Source organism: Parasedimentitalea marina (assembly GCF_004006175.1).
In the GTDB taxonomy this organism is placed as follows: domain Bacteria; phylum Pseudomonadota; class Alphaproteobacteria; order Rhodobacterales; family Rhodobacteraceae; genus Parasedimentitalea; species Parasedimentitalea marina.
This window is the reverse complement of the sequence record NZ_CP033222.1, coordinates 137323-152906: the sequence shown is the minus strand read 5'-3', so window position 1 is coordinate 152906 and position 15584 is coordinate 137323. Positions and strand designations below refer to the sequence as shown.

General features: G+C 59.0%; 6 protein-coding genes and 11 pseudogenes. 2 read left to right on the top strand and 15 right to left on the bottom strand.

Annotation, left to right across the window (positions count from 1 at the left end):
* Positions 1 to 90: 90 nt before the first annotated feature.
* The 14 genes and pseudogenes from repC to EBB79_RS23805 form a co-directional block, all read right to left on the bottom strand.
* Positions 91 to 1315 (bottom strand): annotated as a pseudogene (repC, locus tag EBB79_RS23850) (plasmid replication protein RepC).
* 330 nt (positions 1316 to 1645) lie between these two features.
* Positions 1646 to 1969: a hypothetical protein gene (locus EBB79_RS25190; RefSeq protein ID WP_238705173.1), complete on the bottom strand. Its 324-nt coding sequence runs from the start codon at positions 1967 to 1969 to the stop codon at positions 1646 to 1648.
* 23 nt (positions 1970 to 1992) lie between these two features.
* Positions 1993 to 2259 carry a ParB/RepB/Spo0J family partition protein gene (locus EBB79_RS25185; protein WP_238705172.1) on the bottom strand — a complete coding sequence of 89 codons (267 nt, stop codon included), beginning with the start codon at positions 2257 to 2259 and terminating at the stop codon, positions 1993 to 1995.
* Positions 2260 to 2493: 234 nt separating this feature from the next.
* Positions 2494 to 3688 (bottom strand): annotated as a pseudogene (gene repA, locus EBB79_RS23840) (plasmid partitioning protein RepA).
* Positions 3689 to 3988: 300 nt separating this feature from the next.
* The gene (locus EBB79_RS23835; protein WP_127751492.1) at positions 3989 to 4966 is read right to left on the bottom strand and encodes an HpcH/HpaI aldolase/citrate lyase family protein; all 978 of its coding nucleotides are present in this window, start codon (positions 4964 to 4966) and stop codon (positions 3989 to 3991) included.
* A 16-nt stretch (positions 4967 to 4982) separates the two neighbouring features.
* Positions 4983 to 5748 (bottom strand): annotated as a pseudogene (locus EBB79_RS25420) (serine hydroxymethyltransferase).
* The gene (locus EBB79_RS25415) at positions 5745 to 6275 is read right to left on the bottom strand and encodes a PLP-dependent aminotransferase family protein (protein WP_274594871.1); all 531 of its coding nucleotides are present in this window, start codon (positions 6273 to 6275) and stop codon (positions 5745 to 5747) included. Before EBB79_RS25415 ends, EBB79_RS25420 begins: the two are co-directional and overlap by 4 nt.
* 23 nt (positions 6276 to 6298) lie before the next feature.
* Positions 6299 to 7158 (bottom strand): annotated as a pseudogene (locus EBB79_RS25410) (phosphoenolpyruvate carboxylase).
* Complete coding sequence (locus EBB79_RS25405) at positions 7128 to 7472, bottom strand: phosphoenolpyruvate carboxylase (RefSeq protein WP_274594870.1); 345 nt, start codon at positions 7470 to 7472, stop codon at positions 7128 to 7130. The pseudogene EBB79_RS25410 and the gene EBB79_RS25405 overlap by 31 nt, the downstream one beginning before the upstream one ends.
* Positions 7358 to 8730: pseudogene (locus EBB79_RS25400) on the bottom strand (phosphoenolpyruvate carboxylase). Before EBB79_RS25400 ends, EBB79_RS25405 begins: the two are co-directional and overlap by 115 nt.
* 190 nt (positions 8731 to 8920) lie before the next feature.
* A pseudogene (locus EBB79_RS23820) lies at positions 8921 to 9892 on the bottom strand (2-hydroxyacid dehydrogenase).
* Positions 9892 to 10777 (bottom strand): annotated as a pseudogene (gene sucD, locus EBB79_RS23815) (succinate--CoA ligase subunit alpha). The pseudogenes EBB79_RS23820 and sucD overlap by 1 nt, the downstream one beginning before the upstream one ends.
* Positions 10774 to 11973 (bottom strand): annotated as a pseudogene (locus EBB79_RS23810) (malate--CoA ligase subunit beta). Before EBB79_RS23810 ends, sucD begins: the two co-directional pseudogenes overlap by 4 nt.
* Before the next feature lie 22 nt (positions 11974 to 11995).
* Positions 11996 to 13232, bottom strand: a pseudogene (locus EBB79_RS23805) (pyridoxal-phosphate-dependent aminotransferase family protein).
* A gap of 254 nt (positions 13233 to 13486) precedes the next feature.
* On the opposite strand from EBB79_RS23805, the pseudogene EBB79_RS23800 reads away from it, so the two are divergent.
* Positions 13487 to 14096: pseudogene (locus tag EBB79_RS23800) on the top strand (LuxR C-terminal-related transcriptional regulator).
* 23 nt (positions 14097 to 14119) lie between these two features.
* On the opposite strand, the gene EBB79_RS23795 reads toward EBB79_RS23800, so the two are convergent.
* Positions 14120 to 14959 carry a DMT family transporter gene (locus EBB79_RS23795; protein ID WP_127751491.1) on the bottom strand — a complete coding sequence of 280 codons (840 nt, stop codon included), beginning with the start codon at positions 14957 to 14959 and terminating at the stop codon, positions 14120 to 14122.
* Between the two features lie 177 nt (positions 14960 to 15136).
* Between EBB79_RS23795 and EBB79_RS25800 the strand changes: the two are divergent.
* Positions 15137 to 15521, top strand: a pseudogene (locus tag EBB79_RS25800) (globin domain-containing protein).
* Positions 15522 to 15584: the final 63 nt, after the last annotated feature.

Sequence of the window (15584 nt, the reverse complement as noted above, 5' to 3'; positions counted from 1 at the left end):
CTCTTGCAAGTCAGCAAAAATCAATACCTCTGTGATGGGTTGCGAAAGGTGCGGTTCACAAGGTCCAACGAAGAGTTCACAGCTGTGAACTCAGGCAGCGTCTTTGCGCATCAAGGCCATAATCATCGGGCCGCTTGAGAATTCACCAACAGCAGCCTTGTTACTTAGACTTCGCAGATATCCTCCGGGAGAGCGAATATCCGCAATCCGTTCCAACATAGCCGCCAGAACAACGCAGGCTTCTTCGAGACCCATAGATCGCCTTGCATCATCCCAGGCCGTTGGTGCAATTCCCATCATCGGGCGCACAGTATCGGCAACTTTGACGAACTCATGCCAATGGCGAATGGGGGTTTCGGAGTAGAGCTGTATTTCTTTGCAGGCCCGTAATATCATTCCAAGTGGTAGATTTGGTACCTTAGCGTTCGCACTGGTTACACCATCTTTATTGTCTTCGGATGCAGGATGAGCTTCGGCTTTTGGTTTGGCGATTGATACGATTTTTAGGTCGTCTTCTAAGCCAGGTTCAAAATCATAAGAGTCTTTATTAGAATTCTGATGGTGCTGCTCATTTTGAGAGGCACTGGTGCTCAGATCAGTGGTTGCTTCAGGTTCCAGAACGTCCCGTGCCAGCTCCAGCGCCTTGTGCAAAACCACCTCTAGCTTCTCCAGATCTTCGAATTGAAGCTTTCTGCGAAGGTCACGGGCGGTGAGGGCGGCCAGGTCTGAAAACTGGGTCCAGATTGCCAGGTCAGGGCGGCAGTCTTCGCCATAGGTGCTGAGACCTGCCAGATCGCGCCTCATCAGGCTTACGGTCTCGCGCAGGCGGTGAAACTTCTCGGCTTGGGCCCGGACCTCCTCGGCGGCGTCACAGATCTCTGAAGCGGTGCACAAGCGGTGTCAGATCAAACCCAAAGGCGATCTTGTCGGTGCCATAGCGCCGGGCATAGCGTTTGCCGTTGGGGCTGTCGCGACGGATAAGAACACCGGCGTCAACAAGATGCCCCAAATGCCGCCGCATGGTGGAGCAGGGCATGCCATTTAACCGTTCGCAGATCGATTTGTTTGAGGGGTGCACAACGAGAGGAGCGCCGCTGTCGCCCAGGGTGGTGTTCTGATGGAAACTGACGAGGGCCTGCAGCACGGTCATGTCCCGGTCTGTTAAGCCGAAAACCTGACGGGCGGTGGCCAGCTCTCGCAGGACCTCCCATTTATTCACGCCCTCGGTTGGACGGTCGGGCGGTGTCCGTGGTTGAATGTTCAACAGGGCAGCATTTATCGGTCGCCGGAATGGCGTTACAGGTGTGTAGGTCATTTTCTATCACGAAGACAAAGAAATCCCGTTCCGCGAATCACTTAGGACTTGCGGACTGAGGCTCACGACACTAACTTGTAGGTGCAAGAAACAAGTTGGGGTCTCGTGGAGCTATGTCTTTACGGGGCCTTTTCTTTTGTCGTTCTGTGCCTCCTTTGTTTGGTTTGTCTTGGTGTCAGTCGTTGCGGCGCTGAAGCCAGCGCTGGTGTAAGTCTTCAATCAAATCCTGAGCTTCGGCTTCGACCCAGTCGGCAAAAGCGCTGTTGTTGAGGCTGATTGAAATACCTTTGGCGGTGCGGTTTACCGATCCACTGCGGGTGCCATCGACCGTCAGCGCCCGCCGATTGGCAGGGCTGCGGGCGGGCGCTGGGGTGACGCTGCGCGGGACGGGGATGCCTGATCCGCAGCTTTTGACACCGCGCTGAAGGCGGCAATGGAGACGTCAGCGGGTTCGGCCACCTGATTTTCAGTCACCGCGATGACATCCGCCTGCGCATGAATATCTTCGGCAATCCGGACCAGCCGGGCCGGGTCGATGCGGTTTTCTTCGATGGCTTTGCCAAGCGCATCCCATCTGGGACGGCCAATGCCATGGGCCGCACCAATGGCGCGAATAACATCCACCCCAACCGTTTCCACAATGGCCAGCGCCATCGAGATGGAGGATTTGGTGACTGTCAGGACTCGGCTATCTGCGACTGTGTGCCAAAGTCGCTGTCGATAAGCTCTTGTGCGAAAAGGGCTTTTTCGATGAACGAGAGGTCGCGCCGCGCCATGTTTTCAGAGATCTGCGCCCGGACGGCCGCATCATCATCGATATTGGCGACAATCGCGCGGACCTTGTCCAGTTTGTCCGAAACCCGGATCGCCTCGAGCCGACGGCGGCCATAGACCAGTTGATAGCGGTCAGGTGTTGACGGATGGCGGCGCACAAGGATTGGCACCGTCTGGCCATTGGCTCGATGGCATCGCGCAGATCTGCCACGTCCTCGGGGTCGAGACGGTCGCGCAATCTGCCATCGGAAATGGCATCGGGGTCCAGTTCCCAGATGCTGTGACCATCGACGGCGTCGCGGGCAGAGCGCAGTGCGCGGTTGCTGGACATCATCGACGAGGCCGCCACAGGGGAAGGGGCCCCGGTTGCGGTCAGGTTGTCGAGCATCGACATGCGTTTTTTCTTACTGGTCATCGCCGCGTCCCCAGGTTTTTTGAATAAGTGCTGCAATTTCGTCATTGACCGCATTGAGGCTTTCGATGGCGCGGTCGTAGGTGGACCGGGTAAAGGCGCTGCGTTCGACCTCGTAGAGAGTCTGCTTGGTGAGGCCTGCGTCCGAAATGGCGGTGGATTTGAGCATCGGGGTGTTCAGCACCATATCGCCGTACATGGTGCGCAGAAACGCCACGATGCGGTTCTGTGGCGCATCTGAGGGCTCGTAACGGGTCAGCATATAGCGCATCCAGTCATGGGACATGTCCGCGCCGCTTTCGGCGATGACATCCATCAGGTCGGCGGTCATCCGCAGGAACTGGCTCATCGACATGACGTCGAGCATTTCCGGGTGGATTGTCACCAGCACGCCGGTTGAGGCCGAGAGCGCAGACATGGTGAGAAAGCCCATTGTGGCGGGCAGTCGATCACCACGACGTCATAGTCGTCATCGACCTGCGCTAGCGCCTCTTTGACCCGGAAGAAGAACAGACCAGCATTGCCCTGGGACAGGGCGCGCGGGGTTTCGTGTTCGAACTCCATCAGTTCAAGATTGCCGGGGATCAGGTCCAGATTAGGGATGTATGTTTTGCGAATGACCGATTTGATCGGTTCCGGTTTGTCGTAGCGGATGGCCTCATAGAGGGTGCCGCCGTCCTGCAGGTCGACCTCGGGCTGGACGCCGTGCAGGGCCGTCAGCGAGGCCTGAGGGTCGAGATCGATGGCCAGCACGCGATATCCCGTCAGGGCCAGGCGTTGTGCCAGATGGGCGGCGCTGGTGGTCTTGCCCGAGCCACCTTTGAAGTTCATCACGCCGATGATCTGCAGATGGTCGCCGTCGCGGCGGCCGGGCAGGTAATCACCGGGGTTGCGGGCGGTTTTCTCCAGCAGGATCCGCAGATCCTGAATGTCCTGCGCGCAATAGAGGCGACGGTTGCCGGGGTCAGCTCGGGCGAGGGGCCCTTGCCATTCAAATGAAGTTTGCGCAGATAGGAATCGTTGACACCGAGCAGCGCAGCGGCTTCGCCAGACGTAAACTTGCGCATGGTTTTGGCAGCATTAGGCGGAAACAGGTTTTCGCGCTGCGCATGCAATTGATTGGCCAACCATTCAGAGTGTTGACGGATCACCGCATTCAGGTTGTCATACGAAGAAGTATCAGTCATCTGCTCTCTCATCGTCGTTCCGTGTTCACGGTAAATGGCGTTTATCGCCTCTTTTCCGTGACTATTGCCGAAAGAATCAGAGTCGCGCAAGGATTATTCTAGATTTGGTAGGCCTTTGTGCCGCAATCACTAGGGTGTAATCAACATCCTGGCAGGGTTCGGTCAACCGATGCGGTCAGGGCGCGGGCAAAAGCCGTGCCCTGACATTGACATGGGCACGGCTCGGAGGTGCTGCTACGGTGGCCAGTCAAAACCCGACTTGGCAGGCAAGCGCGGGATTTGATCACTTAGCCGTAAGGGTCAGGCCCCGGCAATCTGGCGGGCTTTTTCCACCAGAACTTCGGCTTGACGGATCGAGGCATAGTCGATCAGGCGACCGTCGAGAGAGACCGCGCCTTTGCCAGCCGCCTCGGCATCGGCCATGGCTGCCAGAATCCGCTGAGCCTTGGTCACTTCTGCGTCCGAAGGCGTCATGACCTGGTTTGCAAGCTCAATCTGGCTTGGGTGAATGGCCCATTTGCCTTCGCAGCCGAGAACAGCGGCACGCTTGGCCGCAGCAAGGTAGCCAGCGGGATCCTGAAAATCACCAAACGGACCGTCGATGGGGCGCAAGCCGTTGGCGCGGGCCGCGACCACCATGCGGGCCAGTGCATAGTGCCACATATCGCCCCAATGGGATTCGCGGTTTCCGGAGGCATCCGGGTCGGTCAGTACGGCGTAATCCGGGTTCACACCGCCAATGATTGTGGTGCGGGCACGGGTCGAGGCGGCGTAATCTGCGACGCCAAAATGCAGGCTTTCGTTGCGCTTGGAGGCACCCGCGATCTCGGTGACGTTCTGCATACCCAGAGCGGTTTCAATGATGTGCTCAAAGCCGATCCGCTTTTTGTAGCCTTTGGCGTCTTCGATCTGGGTCACCATCATATCGACGGCATAAACGTCGGCGGCGGTGCCCACTTTGGGGATCATGATCAGATCCAAGCGTTCGCCAGCCTGTTCCACCACATCCACCACATCGCGGTACATGTAATGGGTGTCCAGACCGTTGATGCGCACCGACATGGTTTTGCTGCCCCAGTCGATCTCGTTCAGGGCTTGGATAATGTTCTTGCGGGCCTGCTCTTTTTCGTCTGGTGCAACAGCGTCTTCGAGATCCAAAAAGATCACATCAACATCGGACTTTGCTGCTTTCTCAAACATGGCTGGCTGGCTGCCGGGAATAGCCAATTCGCTTCGGTTCAGGCGGGCAGGGGCTTGGTCAATGGGAAAAAAGCTCATGGGGTGGGTCCTTGGATTAGAGATTCTGGTAAAGAGGGAAGCGGGCACATAGGTTGGCCACTTTGGCGCGAACGCTGTCTTCTGCAGCGCCGTTGCTGTCGGCGCCATGGGCGGCGAGACCGTCGACGACCTCGACTATCAAGTCGGCGATTTCGCGAAACTCAGCCTCGGCGAAGCCACGGGTGGTGCCGGCCGGAGTGCCCAAACGAATGCCCGAGGTGACCATCGGTTTTTCCGGGTCAAACGGGATGCCGTTTTTGTTGCAGGTGATATGAGCCCGACCAAGAGCCGCATCCACAATGTTGCCGGTTACGCCCTTGGGGCGCAGATCGACCAGCATCAAATGGGTGTCAGTGCCGCCCGAAACGATATCGAGCCCGCCCTTCATCAATTGATCCGCGAGGGCCACTGCGTTGGCCCGCACTTGTTTCTGATAGGTTTTGAATTCCGGACGCAGGGCTTCGCCAAAAGCCACCGCCTTGGCCGCGATCACATGCATCAGCGGACCACCCTGGATGCCGGGAAAGATCGCTGAATTGACCTTTTCGCGATATCCGCGTTGTTGGTCAGGATCATGCCGCCGCGCGGCCCACGCAGGGTTTTATGCGTGGTGGTGGTGGCAACATCGGCATAGGGAAACGGCGAGGGTGCTCGCCCGCGGCGACCAGACCTGCGAAATGCGCCATGTCGACCAATAGAAAGGCGCCAACTGAATCGGCGATTTCACGGAACCGTGCAAAATCGATTTGACGCGGAATGGCAGAGCCACCGGCAATGATCAATGCAGGTTTGTGTTCAGTTGCAAGGGCTTGATCTGATCATAGTCGATGCGGCTGTCTTCGCGCCTGACGCCATAGTGCACCGCGTTGAACCATTTTCCCGATTGGTTGGGCTTGGCGCCGTGGGTCAGGTGTCCGCTTACGGATAGATCCATGCCGAGGATGGTGTCGCCCGGTTTGATCAGCGCCTGGAACACGCCCTGGTTGGCCTGAGACCCCGAATTGGGCTGAACATTGGCAAAATCACAGCCAAACAGGTCCTTGGCCCGGTCGATTGCCAGGGTTTCCGCCACGTCGACATGCTGGCAGCCGCCATAGTAACGACGTCCGGGATAACCCTCGGCGTATTTGTTGGTCAGAACCGAGCCTTGCGCTTCCATCACGGCCGCTGACACGATGTTTTCCGATGCGATCAGTTCGATCTCATCGCGCTGGCGGCCCAGCTCACGGGTGATCGAGCCGAAAATCTCGGGGTCACGGCTGGCGAGACCTTCGGTGAAGAACCCGTCGGGGCGATTGGGGGCGTTCATGGATGATGTCTCCTGTTGTTGGGCTATCCGGTCCAGCCGAGGCCAGCGGAAATGGCGTTCATGGATTGCAGCAGTGGGACCGGGACGGTGCCGTTTTGCGGATCACTGCGGGCCTGATCGAGCAGCGCGACCTGTAAGGCATGAATCCGGTCCAGCTCGGGGCGTTTACGGTCAAACCGTTCCCGCAGACGCGGAAATCTATCGCCAATGTTCTGCGCTTTGGTCAGGAACATCACGGCGCGGCGGGCGCGGTCATATTCCGTTTCAATGGCCGTAAAGATGCGCTGGCGGGTGTCCGGGTCCAAGACCAGTCCGGCATAGTGCGCGGCGATCGACATATCCGCCTGATACAGCGATTTTTCGATCTCATCCACGGTCAGGCGGAACAGGCGAGAGTTCTGGAAAAGGTCGTGCAGGACCTCGTCGCCACGGCCCCCGAAAGCGGCGGAAACTGTCCATTGCTGCGCCAAACCCATACCAGCCGGTGATCAGATGGCGGTTCTGTGACCAGGCGAAACCCAGGGAATGGCGCGTAGATCTTCCAGATTGGCGGCGCCAAAGCGGCGGGCCGGGCGCGAGCCGATTTTCAGGCGGGCCAGTTCCTCGACCGGGCTTGCCTGTTGGAAGTAGTCCAAAATCCCGGCATCTGCATCAGTGAGACATAGGCGGTTTGCGACAGGCCTGATAGCGCGTCCAGGGCATCCTCGAACTCGGGCCGAATGGGGGCTTTGGCGCTGTCCGCAGTGTGGTGCAGAATGCTGGAGAGCAGCAGCTCCAGATGCGCCGCGGCTGTGCCCTGGTTGGCATAATTGGCCGAAACCACCTCGCCCTGTTCGGTCACCCGCAGTTTGTTTACGATGGTGCCATTGGGCTGTGCGGCGATGGCGCGACCGGTTGGGGCGCCGCCGCGACTGACAGAGCCTCCGCGGCCGTGAAAGAATGTCGGGTGAAACCCTGGGTGGCAAGGGCCGCGGAAATTTTGCGTTGGGCGCGGTCCAGTTCCCAGGTGGAACACAAGAAACCGCCGTCTTTGCCGCTGTCGGAATAGCCCAGCATCACTTCGATCACCTGGCCACGGGTTTTCAGGCTGCGCCGCGCCAGCGGGACATCCAGGACGGACAACAGGATTGCGGGTGCATTGCGCAGATCTGCGATGGTTTCAAACAAGGGAACAACAGCGATGTCCAGCTTTTCCACCCCAAAGCCGCGTAGCGGGCCAGCAAATAGACCGCCAGGATATCGTCCGCCGAGCGGGTCATCGACAGGATGAAGGGGCCCATCGCCTTTGGGTCGGGGCTGGTGCGAACCGAAAGCATCAGGGCAAGCAGCGCGATCAATTCCTGGGCCCGCTGGCTGAGGTTGGCCCAGGTGTGTGCGGTCAGGTTCTGATCGGCGAGCTCGGCCCGCAGCCGGGTGGACCACTCAGCCGTGCCGTAGGCGGGAGAGGGGCCGGACTGGCCCCAGATTTCGGCCAAGACATCGGTGGTGACGGCGGAATTTTGGCGAATATCAAGCGTTGTGGTCCGAAAGCCAAAAACCATAGCCGCGCGGCGCAGCGGGCGGATATGCTGGCGGGCCAAAAGGTCAGCGTCCACCGCACACAGGGCTGCGTCCAGCGTCGCTAGGTCATCGATGAACTGACCGGTGTGGTCATAGGACTGGTTCAGCAAGTGCTGTCGGATTGCGGAGAGCGCCTGTCGGAAGGGCTCGTTGGCATTGCGATCCGCACCGGGCAGGCGGTCAATGATCGCCTGTACCCTGGCGGCATGAGGCGCGGGCAGGGGCAGGATCAGGGCACTGATGCTCAACCGGCCGGCGGCTTGTTCAAGTGCGTTGCAATAGTGGCTTATTGCCGTGTCACGGCCCCGTTCCAGCGCCAGCGCGGTCATTTCGGTTGTGACGTTGGGGTTGCCGTCGCGGTCGCCGCCGATCCAGCTGTGAAAGCGGATGTTGGGCGTCGCCGCCGGAGGCGCACCAAGGCTTTGCTGGCAGGCTTGGTCAAACCGGCCAAGCACCTGCGGCACAGCGTCAAAGATCGCATCCCGAAAGAACTGCAATCCCCATTCAATTTCATCCCGTAAACTGGGCCGTGACAAACGCAATTCGCCGGTCAGCCAGAGCAGATCAATCTCGGCCTCGAGCCCGCTCAACAGTTCAGCGCGTTCGGTGGGGGTCCAGCGCTGCGCCCGAGGCTGACCAGAGCGCGGTAAATCCGGCGGTGGATTTCCAATACGGTGACCCGCTTGGCCTCGGTTGGGTGGGCGGTCAGGGTGGGGCCAACCGAGACCTCTTCAATCATATTTTCCAGCTGCGCCGGGCTGAAAGACTGCGCCGCCAGGACCTCGGAGAACCCGCCTTTGACAGCCCCGGGGCCATCCTGGGTTTCCGTCAGGCGGCGGCTGCGCAGGGCGGTGTTTTCATCAACCAGTCGGAGCAGTTGGAACCAGATCGACATGGCCTGCAAATAAGGGGTCGCGGCAGGGCCCGACGGCAGTGCGGCAAGGGGAACAGCATCGGCCCAGGCGGCCACATGGGGGCGCGTTTCAGCAGGATATTGCGCCATACAGTACGCAATTCTGCCCGCAGCCCTTCGGCGAAAACCGAGGGATCATGGATCTGTTGAGTGTCCTGTGCCGCGGCTTGCATCAGATCACCCGATCGCGTGGTGTGCGGCCCTGAAAGAAGTCATCCAGATTGTCGAGAACACGAAACCCCATCGCCTCGCGGGCCTCACGGGTGGCGCTGCCGAGATGAGGCAACATCACAAGGTTGTCGCAGTGCAGCAGGTCCGGGCTGATCCGGGGTTCGCCGTCGAACACATCCAGCGCCGCGCCACCGATCAGATCGAAACTCAGGGCCTGAATCAAAGCAAACTCGTCAATCACTTCACCGCGGGCGGTGTTGATCAGGAAGGCACCGGATTTCATCAGGTCCAAGCGGCGCGAGTTGATCAGGTGCCGGTTTGCCGTGCCACCGGGGCAGTGCAGCGAGACAAAATCACATTTCGGCAGCAGATCATCCAAGCTGTCAACCTGAACCGCGTTGCATTGCGCCAGCACATCCGGTGCGACGCGGCTGCGGTTCTGAACCAGGATTTCCATACCGAACCCATGATGCGCGCGGCGTGCCATTTCCTGTCCGATGCGACCAAAGCCAACGATGCCCAGTGTTTTACCGCTGACCTTGGTGCCAACCAGATGGGTTGGGCGCCAGCCGGTCCAGCCGCTTAAGCGCGCAGCTCGCGCTCGCCTTCGCTACACGCCGCGCCGCCATCAACAGCAGTGTCATCGCCAGATCAGCGGTGCATTCCGACAAGACGTCCGGCGTGTTGGTCACAGTCATGCCCAGTTCGCGGGCGGATTCCTCGCAGATGTGGCTATAGCCAACACCATAGTTTGCAAGGATTTTGGTCTGTGAGGCGGGCAGATCCAGCGCCTCGGCGGTGAGGGTATCGGTCACTGTGGGCAGCACCGCATCATAGGTTTTAAGGCGCTGCGGAGCTCGGCCGGGGACATGGGCATGTCCCCGGTATTGAGCACCGTATTGTAGGTTTCAGTCAGCTGTGCCTCGACGGCGGCGGGCCAGCGGCGGGTGACAAGGACAGAGGGTTTGACCATCACGCGGCCTCCATCACGCGGGCGATGGTTTCGCCGATGACGGCTGGGTTTTCGGCCACGGTCACCCCGGCGGCAGACAGGATTTCAACCTTTTCGCTGGCGCTTTCGCCAAAGGCCGAGATGATCGCGCCGCGTGACCCATGGTGCGGCCTTTGGGAGCGGTCAGACCCGCGACATAGGCCACCACAGGTTTGGTGATGTGGTCGCGGATATACTCTGCGGCCTCGGCCTCTTGTGGGCCACCAATTTCACCAATCATCGCAATGATGTGGGTGTCCTCGTCCTGTTCAAACCACTGCAGGATATCGCGGAACGATGAGCCGTTGATTGATCGCCGCCGATACCGACGCTGGTGGAGACACCGATGCCGCGTTCTTTCAGCTGCGCTGCGGCCTCATAGCCCAGCGTGCCCGAGCGGCCAATGATGCCGACGTTTCCGGTCAGGTAGATATGGCCGGGCATAATCCCCAGAAGCGCCTTGCCGGGGCTGATGGTGCCGGCGCAGTTCGGTCCGGTCAGCACCATCCGCTTGTCCTTGGGATAGCGGTACATGTAGCGTTTCACCCGGATCATATCCTGGGCCGGGATACCGTCGGTGATGCAGACGCAGTAGCGAATGCCTGCATCGGCGGCTTCCATGATCGAATCTGCCGCAAAGGGCGGCGGCACAAAGACCAGGCTGGCATTGGCATTGGTTGCTTCAACGGCCTGTTTTACGGTGTCAAATACCGGCACCCCGTCAACAGTTTGCCCGCCTTTTCCGGGGACAACGCCGCCTACTACATTGGTGCCATATTCAAGCATGTCTTTGGTGTGGAACCGGGCCATACGGCCGGTGATGCCCTGAACGATGACGCGACTGTCACGGTCGAGAAGAATGCTCATTTCACTGCCCTCATCTTGGTGGATTGGGTAAGATCGTTTTGCCATGCGCCCACTGCGCGCTCGGCGGCCTCCATCAATGTGGTGGCGCGGATGATTGGCAGGCCGGATTTGGCGAGGATCTTTTGACCCTCTTCGACATTGGTGCCCGCCAGACGCACAATCACCGGAATGTCGATGTCCAGCTCGCGCAGGGCCTGCACAACGCCTTCGGCCACCCAGTCGCAACGGTTGATGCTTAAGAAAGATATTGACCAGAACGGCCTGTACTTTGGTGTCGGACAGAACCAGACGGAAGGCTTTGGCCACCCGTTCGGGCGAGGCACCGCCGCCAATATCAAGGAAGTTTGCAGGCTCGCCGCCTACCAGTTTGATGGTGTCCATGGTTGCCATTGCCAGCCCGGCGCCGTTCACGATGCAGCCGATGTTGCCATCCAGGCCGACGTAAGACAGGCCCCGATCGGCGGCGCGGCTTTCGCGCGGATCTTCCTGGCTTTTGTCGCGCAGCTCGGCGATTTGCGGGTGACGGAACAGGGCGTTGTCGTCAAAGCTCATCTTGGCATCAAGCGCCATCACCCGGTTGTCACTGGTGACGACCAGCGGGTTGATTTCAACCATGGTGGCATCGAGATCGCGAAACGCCCGGTAGCAGCCTTGCAAAGTGCGCACCATGTGCTGGACCTGGCCGGGCTCTAGCCCCAGATCAAAGGCGATTTCGCGGGCCTGAAACTCTTGCAGACCTGCAGCCGGTTCGACGATGGAGCGCACAATGCTGTCGGGGCGATCAGCGGAAATCTCTTCGATTTCCATGCCACCCTCGGACGAGGCCACGATCATCACCCGTTGGCTGGACCGGTCCAGTACCAGACCCAGATAGATTTCGCTTTCGATGGGCACTGCGGATTCCACGTATACGCGGTAGATGCCCTTGCCCTCGGGGCCGGTTTGATGTGTGACCAGCTTGCGACCAAACATGTCGTCGCAGGCGTCATAAATCTCGCTTTCGCTGTTGCACAGCTTGACGCCGCCCGCCTTGCCGCGGCCACCTGCGTGCACCTGAGCCTTGACGATCCATTTGTCGCCCCCAGTTCGCGCGCCCGATACGCGGCTTGTTCCGGACTGTACGCCAAGGCGCCAGATGGTACTTCGACGCCGAAATTCGAGAGAATTTCCTTGGCCTGATACTCGTGGATGTCCATGTGTCCCTCCTATTGAGTGGCGTTACTGAGCCGCGATTGCGTGGCTGAAGTGTTGATCGAGGATGTCGTCGATGGCGGTTTGGTCCACTTCGGCGCCCATGGCGCGCATTGCGTCGCCAAAGCGGCGGGTGATTTCGCGAATGGCGGCTGGGGTCAGCTGGTTCAGGATGCCAATGCGCACCTGCACCGGGGCTGACAGCGTCGGCCAGATGCCGAACCCTTCGGCCCGGCAATTCTGGACCAATTCCATTTCGCGGCCCGCCAGATCCCCGGCAGGTTCAACACGATCAGGCTGGTCATATTTGAGGTCACCGCGCAGCCCATGGCCGTCACCGCTGCAGCGCGGCCTCGTGGGTGCGGTAAGATTGCGACCGCTGGGTCAGGCTCTCCAACAGCGTCAGTCGCAGGCTTTCATGAAAGGCGGCAACCGCATAGCCAGAGTGGGTCCGGTGGTAGCTGCCTTTTTCCACGTCCTGGCCGTCGACGATGCCCCAATGGCGGGCCTCGAAGATCGGGTTGTGCACATAGGTATAGGCGCCGCTGGCCTTCAGAGAGGCCATATAGGCGTCGGTAAAGCTGACCGGTGCATAGGTCAGCGGCAAACAGCACAGACCTTTTGTGGGCATGAGGCCCAGTACAATGCCGGGGTAGTCATCGATTGAAAAATCCTCGACGCCCAGAGAAGAGACGGCATCGATCAGACCCATGGCGCCATGGCGCTGGCAGGCATCCGAGAAGCCCTGAATATCGTTGATACGGCCTGAACCAGTTTCCCAATGCGCCATGAAGGCCCATTTGGGTTTGTGCTGGGCCAGCGCCGCCTCGACCATTGCTTCGCTCACCGAAGTTCCGTGCGGTACGCTGACCACAGTCACGCTTGCAGCCTGCGGATTAAGCGGGTCGGCGGCATGTTCTGCGGGCGTTGCCGCCTTGATGCGCAGGGTCAGGGCGTCGACACCTGAAAAGGTGCCATTGTCAAAGGCTACAACCGTGTCGCCCGGCATCACGGCGGAAAACATCGTGTCCAACCCGCTCCATCCGGTGCCTGCCACGGCAAAGGTATAGGTGTTCTGAGTGCCCCAGATTTCGCGCAGCATCTGTTTACATTCAATCATGCCACGCAGAACGTCGCCCTGCATGTGATCGGCCACTCCGGCGCGGGAGAAAGCCTGCAATACACGCGCATCGGTGTTGCCCGGTCCAGGGCCAGCGGCCAATGTCTCGGGGATCTCAAGCGGGGGAAAAATTTGGAAAGTCATCAGTTGACGTCCTTGGCTGTGGGAGAGACGAGGTCGGCTCGTTGGTCGTGTTAACAAGTATGAAACCCTTGCTTGCCCAAACGCACAACGTAACTTACTACTGCTTTTGGGTATCTAATTGGGTAGGGTCATACCTACCCATAAGTGTAAGAATACCGGTGTATACCACAAATGACCCTACCCAAATGGGTAGTTTATCTTATATTAGGGCGCAAAAACAGATGGTTGAGAAATCCATAGCTCCGATCGACATCATGCTGGCGGACAGCAATCCACTGGTCCTGTCAGCCATGTCTGAAATCTTTGAACGCGACTCGCGGTTCTCGCTGGTGGCCACATCTGCCACCGCCGAGGGTTTTTTGGGCACTGTCATGCGGGTGCCGGTTCGCTGGTGTGGTGGACTGGAACCTGCCAATCCTTGGGGCGGCCAAATTGATCGAGGTTTTACGCGAACAGGAGAATGCGCCGCGTTTTGTGGTTTACGGCGAGGTCAGTGGCGATACGCCACGGCTGGCGATGCAGGCAGGGGCCGCTGGCTTTGCGCCGCGCTCGGGCGAGGTTGAGGGGCTTTTGGAGACCTGCGCCGAAGTTGCAGCCGGTAAAATGGTGTTCCCGTTCATTGATGTGCGCAAAATGCATCAAGATCCGATCCACAGCTTGTCGCGCAAAGAGCGCGCCATTCTGGATTCACTGGCCAAGGGGTTGTCCAACCGCGAGCTGTCCAAAGAGCTGCTGATATCGACCAATACGGTCAAATTTCATCTGTCCAATATTTATGAAAAGCTGTCGGTCAAAAACCGGACCCAAGCGATTGCCTATTACTACTCATCGCAATTCGCAGGCGGCAAGGGCATCCAGTCGTGACAAGCTGACGCAAATTCCTGTCGCTAGAAACCCAAATACCCGATGCCGCCAAAGACCATCACAGCGGCGCCCCATTGTTGGCGGGTCATGGGCTCTTTGAGGATCGCCCAGGCCAGGACAACGGTGAGAAGCCCAAACAAAGACGACGACACCGCGGCAAATTCTGGATGTGGCTGGGTGCCAGCAACGGTGACCAATGCCAGGGCTGTGGCGTCCAGAAACCCCATGCCGGCCAGCAAGGGCAGGGCGGTTTTTCTGGGCCGGTAGCCCTGCCGTGTCGCGAGCAATATCAGCCCGACAACCGCCAGTGCAGCAGCGCGGGTTGCGACGATCACCGGCAAGTCGCTGCCGTGTTGGATCGCTGCCTGGGCAAAAGCAAATGTAAGGGCAAAGCCAGTGCCAGCACAGACCGCAAGTATCACCGCCCGGATTTTTTGTCCGCCGTGACGGGTATCATTTGATAAAATGGCAACCAGCGCGACACCTGCGATAATGATCAGAACGGCGCCCCATTGGTGCGGGGTGACCTCTGTACCAGTCATGACGCCCCAGCCAACCGACAAAACCGGATAGGCGCCAATGATAGGCGCTACAAGGCGGACGGGTCCATTTGCAAAGGCGCCGTACAGGCTAAGGCTGGCACCGGCAAAGGCGACGCCCGACAATGCGCTGAGACCGTAAGAGGTTGCGGTCATCGCCTGCCAGTCACCCAGCACAACTGCCACCGGAAGAACGATCAATGCGCCACAGACCAGCACCGTCAGCAGGGCGGGTAAGACGCTGACCTGCTGGGTGACATAGCGGACGCAAAGATCGTGAAAGGCCCAGAGCAAAGCGGCGCACAGACCCAAAAGAAGCGACATTCCTGGTTCTCCTGATGGAACACGACTGGCGGGACGACAGAGGTGTTTCTGTTTGACAGCCCCGGATAGATTTATTTCCTTACAGTAATAATTATTTCCCGTATACTGCAACTGCCAGAATAGATTTTGGGTCAGGGCCGATACCACAGTACCCAAGGAACACGAAGTGGATTGGACATGACCAGCAGCCTCCTTGAGCATATAGGCGGAGAAGAGAGCCTGCGCCAATTGGTGAATGATTTCTATGACTTAATTGAAACCATCCCCGAGGGTCAACAGCTGCGCAAGCTGCATTTGCGCGGCCATGGCTTTGATCAGGTCCGCAGTGAGCAGTTTCATTTTCTGTCAGGGTTTTGGCGGCCGTCGGTATTATGAAGAGCTGCATGGCCATATGAACCTTCGTGACATTCACGGTCACGTGCCAATTACAGTGCAGGATGCCGAAGATTGGTTGTTCTGCATGGATCGCGCCTTGGCGACCAACGGATTATGCGGCCCTCGGATTGACCAGCTGCGGGCCGTGTTTCGGCGTATTTGCCTGATGCTGGTGAATGAGCAATAACCCGTGGATCAGTCGCGCCGTGCGCTGTACCGGCATCGCCTTTCTGGGATTTAAAAGGCAGGG

What these genes read in the sequence shown, in the direction of transcription:
- EBB79_RS25415 (WP_274594871.1), bottom strand. Translation starts at nt 6,275, where the DNA reads ATGAACGCCCCCAATCGCCCCGACGGGTTCTTCACCGAAGGTCTCGCC.
- EBB79_RS23795 (WP_127751491.1), bottom strand. Translation starts at nt 14,959, where the DNA reads ATGTCGCTTCTTTTGGGTCTGTGCGCCGCTTTGCTCTGGGCCTTTCAC.
- EBB79_RS23835 (WP_127751492.1), bottom strand. Translation starts at nt 4,966, where the DNA reads ATGAGCTTTTTTCCCATTGACCAAGCCCCTGCCCGCCTGAACCGAAGC.
- EBB79_RS25190 (WP_238705173.1), bottom strand. Translation starts at nt 1,969, where the DNA reads ATGGCGCTGGCCATTGTGGAAACGGTTGGGGTGGATGTTATTCGCGCC.